Source organism: Cellulosimicrobium sp. 4261, assembly GCF_040546915.1.
In the GTDB taxonomy this organism is placed as follows: domain Bacteria; phylum Actinomycetota; class Actinomycetes; order Actinomycetales; family Cellulomonadaceae; genus Cellulosimicrobium; species Cellulosimicrobium cinnabarinum.
The window spans coordinates 1-19269 of record NZ_JBEPOQ010000027.1; the positions used below are offsets into that span (position 1 = coordinate 1).

Annotated in this window: 18 protein-coding genes and 1 riboswitch; of the genes, 7 read left to right on the forward strand and 11 right to left on the reverse strand. The window is 75.1% G+C overall.

Features of this window, described 5'->3' with window-relative positions; genetic code table 11:
- Positions 1-263: 263 nt before the first annotated feature.
- Positions 264-1553, reverse strand: coding sequence for an amidohydrolase (locus ABIE39_RS18570; RefSeq protein ID WP_354053002.1), 1290 nt, complete (start codon positions 1551-1553; stop codon positions 264-266).
- Between the two features lie 44 nt (positions 1554-1597).
- Complete coding sequence (locus ABIE39_RS18575; RefSeq protein WP_354053004.1) at positions 1598-2020, reverse strand: VOC family protein; 423 nt, start codon at positions 2018-2020, stop codon at positions 1598-1600.
- A gap of 114 nt (positions 2021-2134) precedes the next feature.
- On the opposite strand from ABIE39_RS18575, the gene ABIE39_RS18580 reads away from it, so the two are divergent.
- Entirely contained in the window at positions 2135-2599 is a 465-nt protein-coding gene (locus ABIE39_RS18580; RefSeq protein ID WP_175009380.1) for a hypothetical protein, read from the forward strand.
- 56 nt (positions 2600-2655) lie between these two features.
- Here the strand turns inward: ABIE39_RS18580 and ABIE39_RS18585 are convergent, their stop codons facing one another.
- The 6 genes from ABIE39_RS18585 to ABIE39_RS18610 form a co-directional block, all read right to left on the reverse strand.
- The gene (locus ABIE39_RS18585; protein WP_354053006.1) at positions 2656-4494 is read right to left on the reverse strand and encodes a lipase family protein; all 1839 of its coding nucleotides are present in this window, start codon (positions 4492-4494) and stop codon (positions 2656-2658) included.
- A 145-nt stretch (positions 4495-4639) separates the two neighbouring features.
- Positions 4640-5068 carry an NUDIX domain-containing protein gene (locus ABIE39_RS18590; protein ID WP_175009382.1) on the reverse strand — a complete coding sequence of 143 codons (429 nt, stop codon included), beginning with the start codon at positions 5066-5068 and terminating at the stop codon, positions 4640-4642.
- A 79-nt stretch (positions 5069-5147) separates the two neighbouring features.
- Positions 5148-5375, reverse strand: a complete 228-nt coding sequence (locus ABIE39_RS18595; protein ID WP_044144703.1) for a helix-turn-helix domain-containing protein — start codon at positions 5373-5375, stop codon at positions 5148-5150.
- A gap of 197 nt (positions 5376-5572) precedes the next feature.
- Complete coding sequence (locus tag ABIE39_RS18600; protein ID WP_108050838.1) at positions 5573-5857, reverse strand: hypothetical protein; 285 nt, start codon at positions 5855-5857, stop codon at positions 5573-5575.
- Positions 5858-5965: 108 nt separating this feature from the next.
- Entirely contained in the window at positions 5966-6319 is a 354-nt protein-coding gene (locus ABIE39_RS18605; RefSeq protein ID WP_354053008.1) for an Hpt domain-containing protein, read from the reverse strand.
- Positions 6316-6711, reverse strand: a complete 396-nt coding sequence (locus tag ABIE39_RS18610) for a response regulator (protein WP_108050842.1) — start codon at positions 6709-6711, stop codon at positions 6316-6318. Before ABIE39_RS18610 ends, ABIE39_RS18605 begins: the two co-directional genes overlap by 4 nt.
- 70 nt (positions 6712-6781) lie before the next feature.
- Here ABIE39_RS18610 and ABIE39_RS18615 point away from each other — a divergent pair, with 70 nt between their 5' ends.
- The 3 genes from ABIE39_RS18615 to ABIE39_RS18625 are packed head-to-tail and all read left to right on the forward strand — an operon-like array spanning position 6782 to position 10763.
- Positions 6782-9700, forward strand: a complete 2919-nt coding sequence (locus ABIE39_RS18615) for a hybrid sensor histidine kinase/response regulator (RefSeq protein WP_354053010.1) — start codon at positions 6782-6784, stop codon at positions 9698-9700.
- Entirely contained in the window at positions 9697-10197 is a 501-nt protein-coding gene (locus ABIE39_RS18620) for a pyruvoyl-dependent arginine decarboxylase (protein ID WP_043653117.1), read from the forward strand. Before ABIE39_RS18615 ends, ABIE39_RS18620 begins: the two co-directional genes overlap by 4 nt.
- Positions 10194-10763, forward strand: coding sequence for a hypothetical protein (locus tag ABIE39_RS18625; RefSeq protein ID WP_051027849.1), 570 nt, complete (start codon positions 10194-10196; stop codon positions 10761-10763). Before ABIE39_RS18620 ends, ABIE39_RS18625 begins: the two co-directional genes overlap by 4 nt.
- A 63-nt stretch (positions 10764-10826) precedes the next feature.
- Here ABIE39_RS18625 and gcvH read toward each other — a convergent pair whose 3' ends face one another.
- Genes gcvH through gcvP form a run of 3 tightly spaced genes read right to left on the reverse strand, consistent with a single transcriptional unit; the run spans position 10827 to position 15413 of the window.
- Positions 10827-11204, reverse strand: a complete 378-nt coding sequence (gene gcvH, locus ABIE39_RS18630; protein ID WP_021483687.1) for a glycine cleavage system protein GcvH — start codon at positions 11202-11204, stop codon at positions 10827-10829.
- A gap of 28 nt (positions 11205-11232) precedes the next feature.
- The gene (gene gcvT / locus ABIE39_RS18635; RefSeq protein WP_354053013.1) at positions 11233-12456 is read right to left on the reverse strand and encodes a glycine cleavage system aminomethyltransferase GcvT; all 1224 of its coding nucleotides are present in this window, start codon (positions 12454-12456) and stop codon (positions 11233-11235) included.
- The gene (gcvP, locus tag ABIE39_RS18640) at positions 12453-15413 is read right to left on the reverse strand and encodes an aminomethyl-transferring glycine dehydrogenase (RefSeq protein WP_354053015.1); all 2961 of its coding nucleotides are present in this window, start codon (positions 15411-15413) and stop codon (positions 12453-12455) included. The genes gcvT and gcvP overlap by 4 nt, the downstream gene beginning before the upstream one ends.
- Before the next feature lie 183 nt (positions 15414-15596).
- A riboswitch (glycine riboswitch) is annotated at positions 15597-15705 on the reverse strand.
- 149 nt (positions 15706-15854) lie between these two features.
- Between gcvP and ABIE39_RS18645 the strand changes: the two genes are divergently transcribed.
- The 3 genes from ABIE39_RS18645 to ABIE39_RS18655 are packed head-to-tail and all read left to right on the forward strand — an operon-like array spanning position 15855 to position 19178.
- Positions 15855-16742: an ATP-grasp domain-containing protein gene (locus ABIE39_RS18645; protein ID WP_074804121.1), complete on the forward strand. Its 888-nt coding sequence runs from the start codon at positions 15855-15857 to the stop codon at positions 16740-16742.
- 4 nt (positions 16743-16746) lie between these two features.
- Positions 16747-18036, forward strand: a complete 1290-nt coding sequence (locus ABIE39_RS18650; RefSeq protein ID WP_074804119.1) for a glycosyltransferase family 2 protein — start codon at positions 16747-16749, stop codon at positions 18034-18036.
- A gap of 5 nt (positions 18037-18041) precedes the next feature.
- Complete coding sequence (locus tag ABIE39_RS18655) at positions 18042-19178, forward strand: hypothetical protein (protein ID WP_074804117.1); 1137 nt, start codon at positions 18042-18044, stop codon at positions 19176-19178.
- Positions 19179-19269 lie beyond the last annotated feature (91 nt).

The window sequence follows — 19269 nt, forward strand, 5'->3', positions numbered from 1 at the left end:
GCGCGAGGTCGTGCTGGACAACGTCAATCCCACGATCGTGCCGCGCACCACGACCGCCCGCGCACGCACCCCGCGCGAGAAGTCCGCCTGACCCCGACGACGACGCACCCCCCGGGCCCGCCGGACACCGAAGGGGCTCCCCACCGCACGAGGTAGAGCCCCGGTCCGCCGAGGTAGAGCCCCGGTCCGCCGAGGTAGAGCCCGGGTTCATCCCGGTGGAGCCGCTGCCCCGCGGGCGCACACCCCGGTCGCGCGCGACGACGTCACACGGCGCGCAGCCAGTCGCGCGCCGCGGCGACGAGGAGCGCGACGCCCAGGTCGAGCGTCGGCTCGGGGACGGGCGCGAAGTACGGGGAGTGGTTCGGGGCGACGCCGTCGGGCAGGTTGCCCATGCCCGTCGCGGTGGACAGGTCGAACGCGGCGAACAGCGCGGGGTCGAACCCGCCGAGGTTCCAGTAGACGAGCGGCACGCCGGCGGCGGTGGCGAGGTCGCCGACGTCCTCGGACCCGGGCAGCGGCGGCAGCGACACGACGGCGGCCCGCCCGCCCGCGGCCGTGATGCGGTCGTGCTGCTCGTCGAGCGTGCGGGCGAGGACGGCCCGGGTGCGCTCGGTGGCGGCGGGGTCGTTGACCATGAGGTCGAACGTCGAGACCTCCTCGTACTCCGGCGCCTGGGGCGCCCCGGACGCCGCGGCCTCGGCGTCGACGATGCGGTGGATCGCGTCGAGCACGCGGCGGCGGACGGTCGGCGTGAAGGACCGGACGTTGACGAGCAGCTCCGCCGACCCCGGGATGATGTTGGCCTGCGTCCCGGCCCGCAGGGCCCCGACGGTCACGACCGCGGACTCCCGGGCCCCGACCTCGCGCGACACCACGCCCTGGAGCCGCATGACCGTCGCGGCCGCCATGACGACGGGGTCGACGGTCGACTCGGGGCTGGAGCCGTGGCCGCCCCTGCCGTGCAGGGTGACGCGGAACGAGTCGGTCGCGGCCATCGCCGGCCCGGCCGTGAGGTTGACGACGCCCACGGGCAGGGGCATGACGTGCTGTCCCAGGACGACGTCGGGCCGCCCGCCGGTCCGGTCGAACAGGCCGTCCGCGACCATCGCCCGCGCTCCCCCGCCGACCTCCTCGGCGGGCTGGAAGACGACGACGAGCGTGCCCGACCACGTGTCGCGGTGCGCGGCGAGCTCGGCCGCGGCGCCGAGCAGGCACGTCACGTGCACGTCGTGGCCGCACGCGTGCATGGTGCCGGACTCGTGGCCGTCGGGCGTGGTCGCGGTGTCCGTGGAGGCGTAGGGCAGGCCGGTGCGCTCGGTGACGGGGAGCCCGTCCATGTCGGCGCGCAGCAGGACGCGCGGCCCGTCGCCGTTCGCGAGGACGCCCGCGACGCCGGTCCCGCCGAGGCCCTCGTGCACGTCGTAGCCCCAGCCGCGCAGCCGCTCGGCGACGATCCCGGCGGTCCGGTGCTCGGCGAACGCGAGCTCGGGGTGCCGGTGAAGGTCGGTGTAGACGTCGGTGAGCTCGGCCGTGGTCAGCGGGGTCGCGGTCATGCAGGCATGATCCCGCGCCCGGCGACGGGTGGCGAGCGCGCGCGTCAGCCCACGAAGAGGCAGAACGGGTGGCCGGACGGGTCGGCGTAGACGCGCAGCGGTTCGTCCGGGTCGTCGGACCGGTCGAGCAGCAGACGCGCCCCGAGCGCGAGGGCGCGGTCGTGCTGCCGGTCGAGCTCCGCGACGTCGGGCACGGTGCAGTCGAGGTGGAGCTGCTGCGGCACGCCGTCGTCGGGCCACGTCGAGGGCAGGAGCGCCCCGACCTGCTGGAACGCGAGCTGGACCCCGCCCGGGGCGGCGCGCAGCACGAGCCAGTCCGCGCCGTCGGGGTCGGGCTCGCCCGCGGCGGGCGGCTCGTCGCCGGCGCGGTACTCGAGCCCGAACAGGCCGCGGTAGAACTCCGCGAGCGCGCGGGCGTCGGTCGTGTCGAGCACGACCTGAGCGATCCGGGGGAACGTGTCGGCCACGGTGACCACCTCCGCAGGCCACCGTCGCGCCGCGACCGCGCGCTCGCAAGCAGGTGCGGTCGCGGCACGCGAGGATGGGACCGGACGACGGCAGACCACCCACCGGGAGACGACGTGACGGACCAGGACGGGCGCCTCGCGCGGCACGTCGCCGAGGCGGCCGACGCGTGGCTGCGCGACCCGCTCGACGCGGGCGTGTACCGGCGCCTCGTCGACGCGACGCTGGCCTGGCGGGCCGGCGGCGGTCGCGTGGTGCAGGGCCTCCCGGAGCCGGGAGCCGTGCCCGGCGCCTCGCCGGGGGTCGAGCCGACCGCGCCACCTCGCCCGGCAGCGGTCACCCCGGACGACGACGAGCGCTACCTGCGGCCCGACCGCGCTCCGCGGGCCGTGGGCAGCACGCTCGCCGACGTCGCGAGCCTGCTCCGGGCGCGCGCGGGCGCGGCCCGTGCGGACCCGGCCCCCGACGCGACGGCCTCGGACAGGCACACGGACACGCACACGGGCCCGCACCAGGACCCGGGCACCCCGGGACGCACGCACCCGACCGACACCTCGCCCGAGGACGCCGAGCACGCCTGACGCGCCGCCGTCCGCCCCGAGCGGATCGCGCGACGCCGGGGCGCTGCCGCGTCGCGTCAGCCGGTGGCGCAGGTCGGCGTCGGCGGCTCTCCCGCGAGCCGTGCCTCGGTCCACCGCACGAGGTCGGGGGCGAGCGGCGAGTCCGCCTGGACGAGGCCGACGTGGTCCCGCCCCTCGTACGTGCGGTAGTCCACCGGCTGCCCGGCCGCGCAGCGCTCCCCCACGTACGCGTCCTGCGTGCTCGGGAGGACCAGCGGGTCCGACGCCCCCTGCGCGACGAGCAGCGGCGCCTCGACCGCACCCGTCGGGACGTTCTCGGCGAGCCGCTCCCCGAGCGCGCCGTCCGTCGGGTCCGTCGTCCACAGCGGCTGGTCCATGGACAGCGCCTCGGCGACGGAGACGAGCGCGCCCGGCTCGGACAGGCAGCGGGACGCCATCTCGTGCACGACGAGGCGTGCCCCCGGGCGCACGGCGGCGAACGCGTCGGCGTCCGGGTAGGCCGCGTCGTACGCCGCGACGACGTACGACGCGAAGACGCTCCCCCCGGCCACGTTCTCCAGGTGCGACACCATCCCGACGAGGTCGCTCGCCGGGGCGAGCGCGGCGACGCCGGCGAGCGGCACGTCGGGCGCGTACGCGGGCGCGACGGCGCCCGTCCACAGGGCGGCGTGCCCGCCCTGGGAGTGACCCCAGACGACGGTCTGCTCGCCCAGCGTCGCGTCGTCGAGCGCGCGGGCCGCGCGCACGGCGTCGAGCACGGAGCGCGCCTCGCCCTGGCCGACGAGGTACGGGTGCGGCCCTGCCGTCCCGAGCCCGGCGTAGTCGGTGGCGACGAGAGCCCACCCGCGCGCGAGCACGTCGTCGAGCAGGAAGAACGCGCCGGACTCGAACGGCTCGTCGAGCACCGACGGCGCGCACCCGCGCGCGAAGCCGGTGGTCCCGTGCGCCCACGCGACGACGGGCGGCGGCGCCCCGCCGTCCGCGCCGACGCCGTCGGGCACGACGACGAGGCCGCTCGCGACGGTGGGCTCCCCCTCGTCGAGCGTCGTCGTGTAGAGGATGCGCCAGGCGGTCGCGCCGTCCGGGATCTGCCGCGTGAACGGCTCGGCCCGCAGCAGCCTGCCGGCCTCGTCGGGCACCGCGTCGGGCTCGTCGTAGAACGCGTCGGCGTGCGGCGCGGCCCGCTGCACCGCGACGCTCACGCCCGTGAGCCCCGCGGCCGCGACGAACGCGAGCACCGCGCCGACGAGCGCGGCCGGCCCGCGGCGCCCCGACCGGGACCGGCCCGACGACGCGGCGGCGGGGTCGGGCGCACGACGTGCGGCCCGCGCACGGCGCACCCCGTCGACGAGCAGCCGCACGCCGAGCAGCACGAGGCGCACTCCCAGCACCACGGCGACGACGAGCACGGTCACGTCCGGCCAGACGAGCGCGAGCCCGCCGAGCAGCACGGACGCCGCACCCACCGCCACGCGGACCCAGCGGTCCGTGCCCGACGACCGGACGCCGTCGACCACGTCGAGGAGCCCGGCGACGACCAGGCCGACGCCCACGAGCACCGCGACGACCGCGATCGTCGGCGCGGGCCACACGAGCACCGCGACCGCGAGCGCGAGGAACAGCACCCCGCGCACGACGCGCAGGGCGCGGGCGCCGCGCGCGTCCGGGGGCGCACCGCCCTCGCCGGCGAGCTCGCCGACGAGCTCGGCGACGCCGAGGACGGCGAGCGCGGCGACGACCGCGACGACGAGGACGGCGAGCGACGCGAACGGCCGCAGCACGACGGCGGCGCCCAGCACGGTGGCGGCGCCGCCGAGCACGACGGCGACCCCGGGCGGCAGGCGGTCCCCGAGGTCGCGCAGCGCGCGGCGCGCCCGAGCGGTGAATCGGCTCACGTCGCGACCGTAGCCAGGCACGACGCAGGGCGCGCGCGGAAGGCGTGGCGGGGTGCGGGAGGGGCGGCGGAGTGACCGTCGACGGCCGGGGCTGCCGGGGGCGGTCGTCGCGCGGGCGACCGCGCTCGCCCCGAGCGGCTGGCGGTCAGACCGCCTCGGGGGCCACCTGGCGCGCGAGCTCCTCGACGATGCGCACGTCGGCGTCGAGCCACGGCACGTCGAGCCAGCTCCCGGCGTCGAGCCACGTCAGCTCGTCGTGCTCGACGAGCGGCTGGGGCTCGCCCGCGGTGACCCGCGCGAACCACAGGCGCATCACGTGGCGGTCGGTGATGATCCAGGACCCGTGGTCGGGACCCACGATCTCGTCGCCGAGCTCCACGGCCACGCCGAGCTCCTCGCGGAGCTCGCGGTGCAGCGCCTCGGTCGGGGTCTCACCGGGGTCGACCTTGCCCCCGGGGAACTCCCAGCGGCCCGCGAGGTGCGACGGACGGGACCGGCGCGCGCTGAGCAGGAGCCGCGGGGCGACGAGATCGTCGACGATCGCCGCGGCCACCACCAGTCTGCGCAGAGTCATACGCGGAGTGTCGCACGGCGTCGTGACGCGCGGGTGACACGACCGCGACCGCGGCCTGCGACGGCTGCGGAGCCGCTCGTCAGCGCAGGCCGGCCGCCCGCGCCCAGGCCACGGCCTCGGCACGGGTCGAGACGCCGAGCTTGCGGTAGAGGCTGCGGACCTGCGACTTGACCGTGTTGCGCGTGACGAAGAGCTTGGTGGCGATCTGCTCGAGCGTGACGTCCTCAGACAGGTTCGACAGGACGACCCGCTCCCGGCGGGTCAGCGGAGCGATCGGTGTGGCGATCCGCTCCGACGGGGCCGCCATGGGGCGGACCAGCTCGATGGTGCTCATGTTCTCCTCCAGATGCTCTCCGGTCACGTCATCCCCACGTGGCGAGTTCCGGTTGGTGCTACATGAAGGGATGGGACAGGAGTCGTTTCATGACGCGACTTCTCGCGACGAGTTTCAGGACGTTCGTCCAGCCCGGGACGAAGGTGCCGCCGGAGCGGCGTCGGTGCAGGTCAGACGAGGTGCTGGTACGAGAGCAGCAGCAGCGCGACCGCCGTGTAGTCCTCGAGGGAACCCGTCGAACGGGTCACGACGCTCACGCTCATCTGCTCGACCGTCGGGAGCATTCCCTGGGCGAGGTCCTCCTGCAGCGTGCGCTCGACGGTGTCGCTCAGCGCTGCCATGGCGGCGTCGATGCTCGCCTGCGGGCCCGACGTGAGGTAGGTCGGCGTCGGGACGCGGGGTGCGCGGGTCTCGCCTCGGGTCGGGCGGTCGGGCGACGTCACGGTGTCGATCATGGGTGTACCCCCTGCCAGTCCGGGGGACGGTCCCCTCGGCACCCACCACACTGGTGGTCGGTCCTCGGGGGAATCCCACGTCCGCCGCAGGAGAACCTCAAGATTTGCTCAAGACTCCGGGTCCGAGCCGTCCCGGGCGCCGTCGGTCAGCGCGTGCAGGCTCCGGAGTCGTGCCGGGACCGCGGCGAGGTCGCCCGCGCGGAGCGCCGTCTCCAGCGCGCGCGCCGCCGCGGTGGTGTCGTCGTCACCGAACGTCCCGGCCGACCCGGCGACGGCGTGGCACAGCGCCGCGGCCTCGAGGACGGCCTCGGGCGTGGGAGCGCCCGTCCCGTCCGGTCCGTGGCCCAGGAGGCGGGCCACCTCGTCGACCCGGGCCGCGTTCCGGGCCCGCGCCCGCCCCCGCAGCACGACGAGCGCGGCGTCGAGCCGGTCCTCGGCGCGACCGTCGGGTCCGGCCGTCACGGCGTCCACCCGAGGAGGGAGCCGAGCCGGGCCGCGAGGTCGAGGGCGTCGAACGGCTTCGTGATGACGCCGGCCGCGCCCAGGCCGTCGAGCCGCGAGATCTCCCCGGCGCCGACCTTGGCGGTGAGGAAGACGACCGGCACGTCCCGCAGCGCGGGGCGGGTCCGCAGGCGCGCGAGCACGGTGGGCCCGTCCACGACGGGCATCATCACGTCGAGGACGATCGCGTCGGGCCGCACCCGCTCCGCGAGCGCCGCGCCCTCGTCGCCGTCGGCCGCGACGTGGACCTCGTAGCCGCCCACCACGTCGAGCGCGAGCTCGACGACCTCGCGGATCGACGGGTCGTCGTCGATGACGACCACGCGCCGCCTCTTCTGCCCTTCCGCGTCCATCGTCCCGACGCTAGCCGAGAAGCCCGCGCCCGGCAGCGCGCACCGACGGGCGGTCACCTACGCTCGACGCATGGTGGGGCAGCGGGGACCGACGGAGCGGACGCACGACCCCTTCGTCCTCTGGTGCTGGGTGGTCGGCGTCCTCCTCGTGCTCCTCGTCCTCGTCCTCGCGAGCCCGCTCGACGCCGAGACGCGACGCACGGTCTCGCAGACCTCGATCATGAGCGCCGGGGCGATCGCCGCAGCGAGCTGCGGGTGGCGCGCGGCACGCTCGACGGGCCGACGGCGTCGGGCGTGGAGCCTGCTCGCGCTCGGCGGCGTGGTCGGTCTCGTCGGGAACGTCTGGGCGGGCCTGGTCGACAACCCCTCGACGGGCGACTACGCCTACATCGCCGCGCTGCTCCTCGGCATCGTCGGGCTCGCGTTCTTCCCCACCGTGCGCCCGCGCGGCAAGGAGATCGGGCGGATGCTGCTCGACAGCGTCGTCGTCGGCGGCTCGGTGCTGTACATCGCGCTCTACGCGGTGACGCTCCGCTCCGCCGAGGCCGCGCCGACCGGCACGACGGCCGTCACGGCGTACACGCTCCCGGTGGTGGACGCGCTGCTCGCGACCTTCGCCGTCCTCGTGATGACCCGTTCGACCGCCTCCGAGCGGGTGCCCCTCGTGCTCGTGGGCAGCGGGTTCGTGCTCTACGCCGTGGCCGACGTCGCGTTCGCCCTGCTCTCCGCCGACGGCACGTTCACGTTCGGCAGCCCGATCGACGTCGGCTGGGTCGGCGGGTACCTCATGATCGCGCTCGCGGCGCGGCACCGGGCGGCGAGCGGCAGCCCGGTGGCCGACGAGCGCGCGCAGGGGTCCGCGATCCTCGGCACGACCGTGACGTTCTGCCTGTTCCTCGCGGCCGCCCTGATCCGGGTCGTGCAGTCCTCGACGGGCTTCACGTGGGCGCCGAACGCGCTGTGGGTCGTCGTGCTGCTCGCGGTCGTCGCGCGGCAGATCCTCGTCGTCGCCGACAACGAGTCGCTGCTGCACGGCCTCGAGCGGCGGGTCGAGGAGCGCACGTCCCAGCTCCGTGCGCTCGCCGGGGAGCGCGCCCGGACGCTCGAGTCCGTGGCGGACGGCATCTACGGCGTCGACCCCGACGGCCGCGTGACCTTCGTCAACGCGGCGGCGTCCCGCACGCTCGGCGCGAGCCAGGACTCGCTCATCGGCCGGGACGCGCACGCGCTCTTCCACGCGCCGGACGCGGACGGCAACCCCTATCCCCCGGACTCCTGCTACATCCGGGAGGCCGTGCGCGACGGCATCACGGCGGTCGCCGAGCAGGACGTCTACCTCCGCGAGGACGGCTCCGAGGTGGCCGTCGAGGTCACGGCGAGCCCGCTCAAGGACGACGGCCGCACGCTGGGCGCCGTCGTCGTGTTCCGCGACATCACGGACCGGCGGGAGGTCGAGCGGCTCAAGGACGAGTTCGTGTCCGTCGTGAGCCACGAGCTGCGCACGCCGCTCACCGCGATCCGCGGCGCGCTCGGCCTGCTCGACAGCGGCGCCCTGGGCACGCTCCCCGAGCGCTCGGCGCGCATGGTGCACGTCGCGCGGTCGAGCAGCGACCGCCTCAACCGGATCGTGGACGACATCCTCGACATCGAGCGCATGGACTCGGGCACGACGCCGCTCGAGCGGGCCGAGCACCGCGTGGCCGACCTCGTCTCGACGGCCGCGGAGCCTGTCGGGCTGCTCGCGCGCGACGCCGGCGTCGAGATCGTGCAGGAGCACACCGACGAGGTCGTCGCCGTCGACGGGGAACGCGTCGTGCAGATGCTGACCAACCTGCTGAGCAACGCCGTGAAGTTCTCCCCGCCGGGTGGGACGGTCCGCGTGTCCGCGCGCTCCGCCGGGGACATGGTCGAGCTCCGCGTCGAGGACGAGGGACGCGGCATCCCCCCGGACAAGCTCGAGACGGTGTTCCGGCGCTTCGAGCAGGTCGACGCGTCCGACTCGCGCGAGCGCGGGGGCAGCGGGCTCGGGCTCGCGATCTCGCAGAGCATCGTGGAGCGCCACGGGGGCCGCATCTGGGCCGAGAGCCGCGGCGAGGGCACGGGCGCGACCTTCCGCGCGACGCTCCCCCGGCCCGAGCCGGTCCTCGGCACGGCCGACGAGGTGCCCGCGACGGCGCCCGGCGCCCCGCGCCCCCGCGTCGTGGTGGTCGACGACGACGCGTACGTCGTCGACGTGCTGCGCTCGGTCCTGGAGTCGCGCGGGTACGACGTCGTGGGGGTGACCGACGGCACGCTCGCCTTCGCGGCCATCGAGGCCGCCCGGCCCGCCGCCGTCGTGCTCGACCTCGCGATGCCGGGACGCGACGGGCAGGACGTCCTCGACCGGGTGCGCCGGAGCGCCGCGACGGCGAACGTGCCCGTCGTCATCGTCTCGGGCTCGCAGCCCTCGAAGGCCGTGGCGACGGCGTCCCTCGCCGACCGCTGGCTCGTGAAGCCGGTCGCGCCCGCGGAGCTCGAGCGCACCGTCCGGGAGGCCGTCAGCCTGCGCCCGCACCACGAGCACGTGCTCGTCGTCGAGGACGACCCGGAGGTCGGGGAGGTCGTGCGCACCGTCCTGCAGGGGGCGGGCCTCGTCGTCACGCTGGCGCGCAGCGTCCACGAGGCGCTGGAGGTGCTCGCGGGCGGCGACGACCCGGCGCTCGTCGTGCTCGACCTCACGCTGCCCGACGGCGCGGGGCGCGAGGTCGTCGACGCGCTCCGCCAGGACGGCCGCCTGAGCCGGGTCCCGCTCGTCATCTACAGCGGGGCGCGCCTCGACGCGCACCAGCGTGCGGACCTCCGGCTGGGAGATACCGTCTACCTGCGCAAGGGGAGCACCGCCCCCGAGAAGCTGCTGGAACCCGTGCTCGACCTCCTGGACACGGCCGCGGGCCGCTGGGGCACGGCGCACGACGACGGGGCAAGAGCCTCAGGGACGGAGATCACATGACCGCGGGACCCATCATCTACGTGAGCCACGGGACGGGCACGGGGAGGACCGAGCTCTCCGCGTTCGACGCGGCGCTCACGGACGCCGGCGTCGGCGACTTCAACCTCGTCCGGCTGAGCTCCGTCGTGCCGCCCGGGTCCCGCGTGGTCGAGGTGGACCGTCTCGAGGAGGGGTACGGCGGGCACGGCGACCTCCTCTACTGCGTGTACGCCGAGGCGCACGCCGTGATGCCCGGCCACGAGGCGTGGGCCGGCGTGGCGTGGTCGCTGCGCGACGACGACAGCGGTGCCGGTCTCTTCGTGGAGCACGAGGCGCCGTCGCACGAGCAGCTCGAGCTGGACCTCACGCTCAGCCTCGAGGACCTGGCCGCGACCCGCGGCAACCGGTTCCACCCGGCCGGTCGCCGGGTCGCCGGGGTGCGCTGCGAGTCGCTGCCCGTGTGCTCCGTCGTCGTCGCCGCGTACCGCCGCGAGGGCTGGGACGGGGAGACCCGGTGACGGCGCCGACGCGCGCCGGCGCGGGGCGCGCCGCGGTGACGTTCGAGCAGACCGTGGGCGGCGAGCTCGCCGACCGGTTCTGGGAGCTCTACCTCGAGGCGTTCGAGCCGCTGCGCACGCGCGCGGCGGCCCGGCACGTGCTGCACCGCGAGGAGTTCGACGAGGAGATGAGCGACCCGCGGGTGCTCAAGCTCCTCGCGCACGACGACGACGGCGCGGCCGTCGGGCTGACGACGCTCGCGACCGACCTCGCGGCGGTCCCGTGGGTGAGCCCGGAGTTCTTCGCGGCGCGCTACCCCGAGCACGCCGCGCGCGGCGCCGTCTGGTACATCGGCTTCACGCTCGCCCACCCGGGCCGTCGGGCGAGCCGGACGTTCATGGACATGATCGACGCGCTCGTCGCGCACCTCGCGGAGAACCGCGTGGTGTGCGCCTACGACGTGTCGCGGTTCAACGACGACTCGCTGCGGTTCGCGGACAACCTGCGCCGCCACCTCGAGCGGACGCAGGACGTCGAGGTCGAGACCGTCGACCAGCAGACGTACTACGCGACGACGTTCCGCTGACCGTTCCGCCGGCCGTTCCGCCGACCCTGTGCCGGGGCGGTCCGCGCCGCCCCGGCCGGGTCGTCAGCTGCCGACGTGCGCCGCGTACTGGTCGGCGGTGAGCAGGTCGCCCGTGTCGACGACGTCGACCTTGAACAGCCAGCCGTCGGTGTACGGGTCCGAGTTCACGACGGCCGGGTCGTCGACCGCCGCCTGGTTCACCTCGACGATCGTGCCCGTGACGGGCGAGAAGAGCTCCGACACGGACTTGGTCGACTCGACCTCGCCGATGACGCTCCCGGCCGTCACCTCGGCGCCCACCTCGGGCAGCTCCAGGTAGACGATGTCGCCGAGCGCCTCGGCAGCCGTCGCGGTGATCCCGACGACGGCGGGGGTCGAGCCGTCGATCCACTCGTGCTCGGCCGTGTACTGCAGGTGCGCCGGGAACTGGGCCTCGGTCATGGGGTTCTCCTTCGGGACGACGGGTCGGTCAGGACTGCTGGGGACGACGGTAGAACGGGAGCGGCACGACGACCACGGGCTCGGCCCGTCCGCGCACGTCGACGGCGAGCTCGGTGCCCTCCGCCGACAGCTCGGGCGTGACGTACGCCAGGGCGATCGGGTGGCCGAGCGTCGGCGACGGGGCACCGGACGTCACCGTGCCCACGCGGCGTGCGGACTCCCCCACCGCTCCCCCGGCGTCGACGCCGTCGCCCGGCAGCACGACGGCGTAGCCCGCCCGCGCGGGCCGTCGCCCCAGCCCCTCGAGCCCGACGAGCACGCGCGCGGGCGGGGACTCCCGGCGCGCGGCGAGCGCGGCCCGGCCGACGAACTCGAGCGGGGCGCCGTCGGCGTCGACCTTGTCGAGCCTCACGACGCGCCCGAGCCCCGCCTCGTACGGCGTGGTCGTGGTGTCGAGCTCGTGCCCGTACAGCGGCATCCCCGCCTCCAGGCGCAGCGAGTCGCGCGCGGAGAGGCCCGCCGGGACGAGGCCGAGCGGCCCGCCCGCGGCGAGCACGGTGCGCCACAGGTCGGCGGCGCGGTCCGCGGGCACGAACAGCTCGAAGCCGTCCTCCCCCGTGTACCCGGTGCGGGCCACGAGGGCGTCCACCGCGCCGTCGTCGGTGCGCAGCACGAGCGGTGCCGCCGCGTAGTACCGGAGGTCGCGCACGGTCCCGGCGGCGACCGGGTCGGCCGGGTCCGTGAGGCCCGCGACGATCTCCTCCGCGCGCGGCCCCTGGACCGCGACGAGCGCCGTGGCCGACCCCTGGTCGGTGACGTTCGCGTCGAAGCCCGCGGCCCGCGCGACGAGCTCGCGCGCGACGAGGTCCGCGTTGCCCGCGTTCGCGACCACGAGGAACCGCTCGTCCGCGAGGCGGTACACGACGAGGTCGTCGAGGACCGCGCCGTCCTCCTGGCAGATCATCGTGTAGCGCGCCCGGCCGGGCGCCACCGCCGAGAGGTTCCCGACGAGCGCGTGGTCCAGCGCGGCCGCGGCCTGCGGTCCCGCGACCTCGATCTCGCCCATGTGGGAGAGGTCGAACAGGCCGGCCGCCTCGCGGACGGCGCGGTGCTCCGCGAGGTCGGACGTGTACCGCAGCGGCATCAGCCACCCGCCGAAGCTCGTGAGGTTCGCGCCGAGCGCGACGTGCTCGTCGTGCAGCGGGCTGCGACGCTCCGCGCTCTCGGTCGTCCCGGTCTGCTGCTCGGTCATGCGAGGTCTCCCGTCACGTAGGACTCCAGGGGCGGGCACGAGCACACCAGGTTGCGGTCGCCCCGCGCACCGTCGATGCGGCGCACCGGCGGCCAGTACTTCCCGGCGCGCAGGCTCGCGACCGGGTACGCCGCGAGCTCGCGCGAGTACGGCTTGTCCCAGTCCTCCGCCACGAGCGCCGCCGCGGTGTGCGGGGCGCCGCGCAGCGGCGACTCCTCGACGCTCCAGCGGCCGGAGGCGACGGCGTCGATCTCGCCGCGGATCGCGACGAGCGCGTCGACGAACCGGTCGAGCTCCGCGAGGTCCTCGCTCTCCGTCGGCTCCACCATGAGCGTGCCCGCCACGGGGAACGAGAGCGTCGGGGCGTGGAACCCGTAGTCCATGAGCCGCTTCGCCACGTCCTCCGCCGTCACGCCCGTCTGCGCGGTGATCGGGCGCAGGTCGAGGATGCACTCGTGCGCGACGAGGCCGTTCGGGCCGGTGTAGAGCACCGGGTAGTGGTCGGCGAGCCGGCTCGCGACGTAGTTCGCCGTGAGCACGGCCGTCTTCGTCGCCTCCGTCAGCCCGTCCGGGCCCATGAGCGCGACGTACGCGTACGAGATCGGCAGGATCCCGGCCGACCCGTACCGCGTCGCCGAGACCGGGGTGCCGGTGGCGGGGTCCTGACCGGGAGCCAGCGGGTCGCCCGGGAGGAACGGCACGAGGTGCGCGGCGACCGCGACGGGGCCGACTCCCGGCCCTCCTCCGCCGTGCGGGATGCAGAACGTCTTGTGCAGGTTCAGGTGCGAGACGTCGCCCCCGAACTCCCCCGGGCGCGCGAGCCCGACGAGCGCGTTGAGGTTCGCCCCGTCGATGTACACCTGACCACCCGCCTCGTGTACGAGGTCGCAGACCTCGCGGACGTGCTCCTCGAAGACGCCGTGCGTCGACGGGTACGTGATCATGATCGCCGCGACCCGCGGGCCGTGGTCGGCCAGCTTCGCGCGCAGGTCGGCCAGGTCCACCTCGCCGCTCTCCGCGGTGCGCACGACCTCGACCCTCAGCCCCGCCAGCGCCGCCGACGCCGCGTTCGTCCCGTGCGCCGACGCGGGGATCAGGCACACGTCACGCTCCACGTCGCCGCGCGACACGTGGTACTCGCGGATAGCCAGCAGGCCCGCGAGCTCGCCCTGCGACCCCGCGTTCGGCTGCACCGAGACGGCCGCGTAACCCGTGATCTCCGCCAGCGCCGACTCGAGGCCGCCGATCAGCTCCTCGTAGCCGCGCGCCTGGTCGGCCGGCACGAACGGGTGCAGGTCCGCGAACCCCGGCCAGGAGATGGCCTCCATCTCCGCCGTCGCGTTGAGCTTCATCGTGCACGAGCCCAGCGGGATCATCGTGCGGTCCAGCGCGAGGTCCTTGTCCGCCAGACGGCGCAGGTAGCGCAGCATCGACGTCTCGGAGCGGTGCAGGCGGAAGATCGGGTGCTGGAGGTACGCCGTCGTCCGGGTCGCCCAGGTCGGGAGGTCGTGGCCGGACCCGGCCACGGAGGCGCCCTCGGCGCTCGGGCCTCCAGCGGCGTCCACGCCGAACGACCGCAGCACGGTGGCGACGGTCGCGGAGGTGGTGGTCTCGTCGCAGGCGATCTGTACATGATCTGCGTCAGGGTTGTACAGGTTGATGCCGGCGGTGGCGGCGGTCTCGACGACGGCGGTGGCGCGGCCCGGGACGACGGCGCGGACGGTGTCGAAGAAGGTGTCGTGCTCGACGGCGACGCCCGCGGCCCGGAGGCGCTCCGCGAGGGTGACGGCGTGCGCGTGCGTGCGCTCGGCGATGGCGCGGAGGCCGTCGGGCCCGTGGTAGACCGCGTACATCGAGGCGACGATCGCGAGGAGGGCCTGCGCCGTGCAGATGTTGCTCGTCGCCTTCTCGCGCCGGATGTGCTGCTCGCGCGTCTGGAGCGCGAGGCGGTAGGCGGTGTCGCCGTCGGCGTCGATCGAGACGCCCACGAGACGACCGGGGAGCGAGCGCTCCAGACCCTTGCGCACGGCCATGAACGCCGCGTGCGGGCCCCCGTAGAACAGCGGGACGCCGAACCGCTGGGCCGAGCCCACCGCCACGTCGGCGCCGAGCTCGCCGGGGGAGACGAGCAGCGTCAGCGCGAGCAGGTCGCTCGCCACGGTGACGAGCGCGCCCGCGTCCTTGGCCTCCGTGACCACGGGCCGCCAGTCCACGACGCGGCCCGACGCGCCCGACTGCTGGACCACGACGCCCACGAGGTGCGCGTCGTCGTCCACCCCGGTCGGGAACGCGCCCGCCGCGCGAGCGGCGGCGAGCCCGGCCGCAAGGCCGTCCGACAGGTCCGCGACGACGACGGGCAGGCCGACCGCCCGGGCCCGGCCCTGGGTGACGGCGAGCGTCTGCGGGAAGAGGTCGGCGTCGAGCACCACGTAGCCGCCCTTCGCGCGCGACGCCCGCCACATGAGGGCGACGGCCTCCGCGACCGCGGTCGCCTCGTCGAGCAGCGACGCGTTCGCGACGTCGAGACCCGTCAGGTCCTCGACGACCTGCTGGAAGTTGAGCAGCGCCTCCAGGCGGCCCTGCGAGATCTCGGGCTGGTACGGCGTGTACGCCGTGTACCAGGCGGGGGACTCGAGGACGTTGCGACGGATCACCGGGGGAGTGACGGTGCCGTAGTAGCCGAGCCCGATCATCTGCGTCTTCACGACGTTCTTCGCGGCGAGCGCGCGCAGGTGGTCGAGCACCTCCGTCTCGGTGCGCGCCGCAGGCAGGTCGAGCGGGCGCTCGGTGCGGATCGCCGCGGGCACGGCGGCGTCGACCAGCGCGTCGAGCGAGGCGTGGCCGAGCTGGTCGAGCATGACCTGCACCTCGCGGCCGCGCGGGCCGAGGTGGCGCGGCGCGAACGCGCCGGAGGCGGCGTCGAGCGGGGAGGTGCGGTCGAGGGACGGCTGGGTCACGGGGACCTCCGGGGGAGGGGACGACGGCGGGTCCCTCCCCGCTCTGTCATCGGACGCACGCGTCGACCTGAGAGTTTTGCCGGTCCGCCGTGCCACGAGGGCCGGGGCGCGCCGACTTGCACCGTCGGTGGGCCGCGCGCGACGCCTCGAGGGCGCCCCAGCACGGCCGCTTTCCAGAGTTGCCTCGCCTCGACGGTACGTGGGCCTGAGAGATTCCCGGGGAGGACTTGCTCCTTCGGCGCCGTCGCCGCGGTCCGGGGACCGGGGCGACGGACTCTCCCGTCGCGGTTCTGGCGGCCCGGCCGGCACCGCGCCCGAAGGACGGCACCGCCGGTCAAGCATGGAGTTGTGGCCTCATCGTAGCGGGCACACCGCCCTCGCTCCCGCGTACCCGGTGCCCCCGGCCCTGCGGACCCCAGGAGGCCGCCGTACATTCGGACGATGGGGGACACGCGCACGATCATCGTCACCGGGGCCGCAGGGCCGGCCGGGCGGGCGCTCGGGGCTCAGCTCGCGCGACGACCGGAGGTGCACGCCGTCGGGGTGGACCTGGCGCCACGTGCCGTCCCGGGGTTCGCGACCGTGGAGGCCGTCCCGGCGGCGGGAGACCCCGCCTACGACGGCGCGACCCTGGCGCTCGTGCGCCGGTACGGAGACGTCCTCGTCGTCCCGTCCGTCTCCGAGGAGCTGGCGCACCTCGCCGTCCTCGCCGGTGCCGCGGGCCTGACCCGCGACGTCGTGGTGTCGCCGCCCGGCCCGACGGCCGTCGCCGGCGACAAGCTCCTCACGATGCTCGCGCTCGACCGCCAGGGCGTCGGCGTCCCGCCGCACGCCGGGGCCGACGCCCTGCCCTCCGCGGCGGACGCGCTCGACTGGGCGGCGGGTCCGGTCGTCGTCAAGCCGCGTGTCGCGCGGGGCGGGCGTGGCGTCCACGTCGTGGAGACCGCGGACGACCCGGCATGGGCCGCTCTCGACGCGTCGTGGATCGTCCAGGGGTTCGCGCCGGGGCGGGAGTACTGCCCGCAGGTGTTCCGGTCGCCGTCGACCGGGGAGACGCAGGTCGTCGTCCTGGAGAAGACCGGCCGCAAGGAGGGACGCGTCGGCAACGCCACGACGGTGACGCGCCTCGAGGAGAGCGCGGCCGCGGACGTCGCCGCCGTGGCACGGGCCACGACCCTGGCGCTCGGGCTCGTCGGTCCTCTCGACATGGACGTCCGGCGGCTCGCGGACGGGACACCGGTCGTCCTGGAGGTCAACGCGCGCTTCGGGGCGGTGTCCGAGTCCGCACCGGAGCTGCTCGACGCCGTGCTCCGCGAGTGGCCGGTCTGAAGGCATGCCGGCCGCCCTGACCGGAGTCCTCACCGCGCTCGCGCTCGTGGTCGGATCGACGCTCCTCGTCGTGGGGCTCGTCCGCCTCGCCCTCGTGCCGTTCGCGCTCGCCTTCGAGCACCGCCACCGACGCGCGGCACCCGGCCCCGCCGGGCTCGGCCCGTCCTGGGCGGAGCCTCCTCTGGTCTCCGTCGTGGTCCCCGCCTTCGACGAGGCGGTCGTCATCGACAACTGCGTGCGGTCGCTCCTGCGCAGCGACTACCCGCGCTTCGAGATCCTGTGCGTCGACGACGGGTCCCGCGACGACACCTTCGACAGGATGCTCAGGCTGTCCGAGCGGCACGCGCGCGTGCACGCGGTGCGGCAGGAGAACGCCGGCAAGGGCGCCGCCCTCAACCGTGGCATCGCCCTCGCGCGGGGCGAGGTCGTCCTCCTGGTCGACGCCGACGGCGTCTTCCGGCCCGACACGATCACCCGGCTGCTGCGCGGGTTCCGCGACGCCCGCGTCGGCGCGGTGTGCGGGAACGACCGCCCGGTGAACCTCGATCGGGTGCTGACGCGGTTCCTCGCCCTCGTCAGCCACGTCGGCACCGGGCTCATGCGCCGCGCGCTCGACGTGCTCGGCTGCCTCCCCGTCGTGTCGGGGAACGTGGGCGCGTTCCGGCGCGAGGTGCTCGAACGCACGGGGCCCCTCCGGACGGACACCCTGGCAGAGGACCTCGAGCTCACCTGGCGGGTGCACGCCGCCGGCTACGGGGTGACGTTCGCGCCGGACGCCGTGGTCTACGCCGAGTCGCCCTCGACGGTCCGCGGCCTCTGGCGACAGCGGGTGCGGTGGGCGCGCGGCCTGCTCCAGGTGTCGGCGCTGCACCGGCGGATGATCGGCAACCTCCGGTACGGGCGCTTCGGGGCGTACCTGCTCTACAACACCGTGTCGCAGGTGGCGGGACCGTTCCTCCAGGTGCTCGCGTTCCTCGCCCTCTCCGTCCTCGTCGCCGTCGAGGGCACGGGCTGGCTGCCTCCGTCGTGGTGGGAGTGGGCGCTGTTCCTCGGGCTGCCCCTGTCCCTGGGGCTGCTGCTCCTCGCGGTCGTGCTCGACCACGCACCCGGCGATCTTCGATATCTGTGGACGGTCCCGCTGTGGCCCGTCTACTCCTCGCTCATGACACTGGTCATGCTGGAGGCGGCACGCCGGGAGACGACGGACGCGGAGGGACGATGGGACAAGCTCGAGAGGACCGGCACGGTGTCGGTGCGCGGGCTCGGCGCGGTCGACGACCCTGGGTCGCGCTGATCGTCGTGCCCCTCGTCGCCGTCGTCGTCGCGGCGGTGCTCCTCGCAAGCCCGTGGAAGGAGTCCCTGCCGCCCATGCGGTCCACGCCCCCGCCCGACGACGTACGGTCCGTCAGCATCGACTTCGGTGTGGTGACCGACCCGGGCACCGACTGGGGAGCGGTCGACCAGCACCTCGACTCCGCCGGGGCGAACGCCGTGGAGCTCAACGCCGGACGGGTGGAGTTCACCGCGTTCGACTGGGCCGCCTACCCGGAGGCCGCCGCCGAGCCGGGTACCGACCACCTCTCGACGGCGGCGCGCGCCCTGGCCCGGACCTCCGACGGCGCGCAGCGCGAGTTCGGCCTGATCGTGGACGCGTTCGTCCCGCGGTGGCTCGAGCAGGACCCCTCCCTCGCCGGCCGGAGCACGAGCGGTGAGACGGCGACCTACCAGGCCTCCGCGAGCGCTCTTGCGACCGGGCCCGTCGGTGACCGCCTGGTCGCCTACGTCGTCGCGCTGGGCGAGCGGTACGAGCCCGCGTACATCTCCGTGACCGAGCTCTTCCTCGACGGCTACACGTTCGGCGAGGACGATCTCGCGCTCTACCGCGAGATGACCGGCGCGGAGGACTGGCCGCGCGACGAGTCCGGCGCGGTCCAGGAGGACGCGCCGGAGCTGGGGTCCTGGCGGTCCGACGTGCTCGCCGGGCTCCTCGCGCGGATGCGGGCCGGCCTCGACGAGGTCGGGGACGGCGACGGCGCGTCGATCGCCCTCTCCATGGAGGTACGCGTGGACTGGGACGACCTCGCGCAGGGCGTCCCGTCCAGCGGCCACGACTACGGCGTCCTGCTGTCCGCCGTCGACCGGCTGACCGTCTGGGCCTACTTCCAGAACTCGGGACACGAGGCCGACAGCGTCGAGGCGCTCACCGCAGCGCTCGCTGCGGCGGGATACGACACGTCGCGCATCACGATCTCCGTCGGCCTCTGGGCGGGGCGCGGCCGCACCATCGAGCCGGAGACGATGGCGGAGGGCGTCTCCTTCGCCGCGACGAACGGGGTGCGCTCGGTCAACGTGACCCCGTACTCCCTCATGGGCGACGCGTACTGGACCGCGCTCGCGTCCGTGTGGCGCCCCGACGCGAGCGAAGAACCGGCCTAGGGCGTGTCTCCCAACTCTGAGTGGAGGCGGGCGGCCAGACTCACGGGCGTGAGTCGGTTCCAGGTCTTGTCGGACGAACAGTGGGAGCGGA

Excerpts from the sequence above, each read along its gene's own strand:
- ABIE39_RS18570 (WP_354053002.1), bottom strand. The coding sequence starts at position 1,553 with ATGACCGCGACCCCGCTGACCACGGCCGAGCTCACCGACGTCTACACC.
- ABIE39_RS18590 (WP_175009382.1), bottom strand. The coding sequence starts at position 5,068 with ATGACTCTGCGCAGACTGGTGGTGGCCGCGGCGATCGTCGACGATCTC.
- ABIE39_RS18595 (WP_044144703.1), bottom strand. The coding sequence starts at position 5,375 with ATGGCGGCCCCGTCGGAGCGGATCGCCACACCGATCGCTCCGCTGACC.
- ABIE39_RS18600 (WP_108050838.1), bottom strand. The coding sequence starts at position 5,857 with ATGATCGACACCGTGACGTCGCCCGACCGCCCGACCCGAGGCGAGACC.
- ABIE39_RS18610 (WP_108050842.1), bottom strand. The coding sequence starts at position 6,711 with ATGGACGCGGAAGGGCAGAAGAGGCGGCGCGTGGTCGTCATCGACGAC.
- ABIE39_RS18615 (WP_354053010.1), top strand. The coding sequence starts at position 6,782 with ATGGTGGGGCAGCGGGGACCGACGGAGCGGACGCACGACCCCTTCGTC.
- ABIE39_RS18620 (WP_043653117.1), top strand. The coding sequence starts at position 9,697 with ATGACCGCGGGACCCATCATCTACGTGAGCCACGGGACGGGCACGGGG.
- gcvH (WP_021483687.1), bottom strand. The coding sequence starts at position 11,204 with ATGACCGAGGCCCAGTTCCCGGCGCACCTGCAGTACACGGCCGAGCAC.
- gcvT (WP_354053013.1), bottom strand. The coding sequence starts at position 12,456 with ATGACCGAGCAGCAGACCGGGACGACCGAGAGCGCGGAGCGTCGCAGC.
- ABIE39_RS18645 (WP_074804121.1), top strand. The coding sequence starts at position 15,855 with ATGGGGGACACGCGCACGATCATCGTCACCGGGGCCGCAGGGCCGGCC.
- ABIE39_RS18650 (WP_074804119.1), top strand. The coding sequence starts at position 16,747 with ATGCCGGCCGCCCTGACCGGAGTCCTCACCGCGCTCGCGCTCGTGGTC.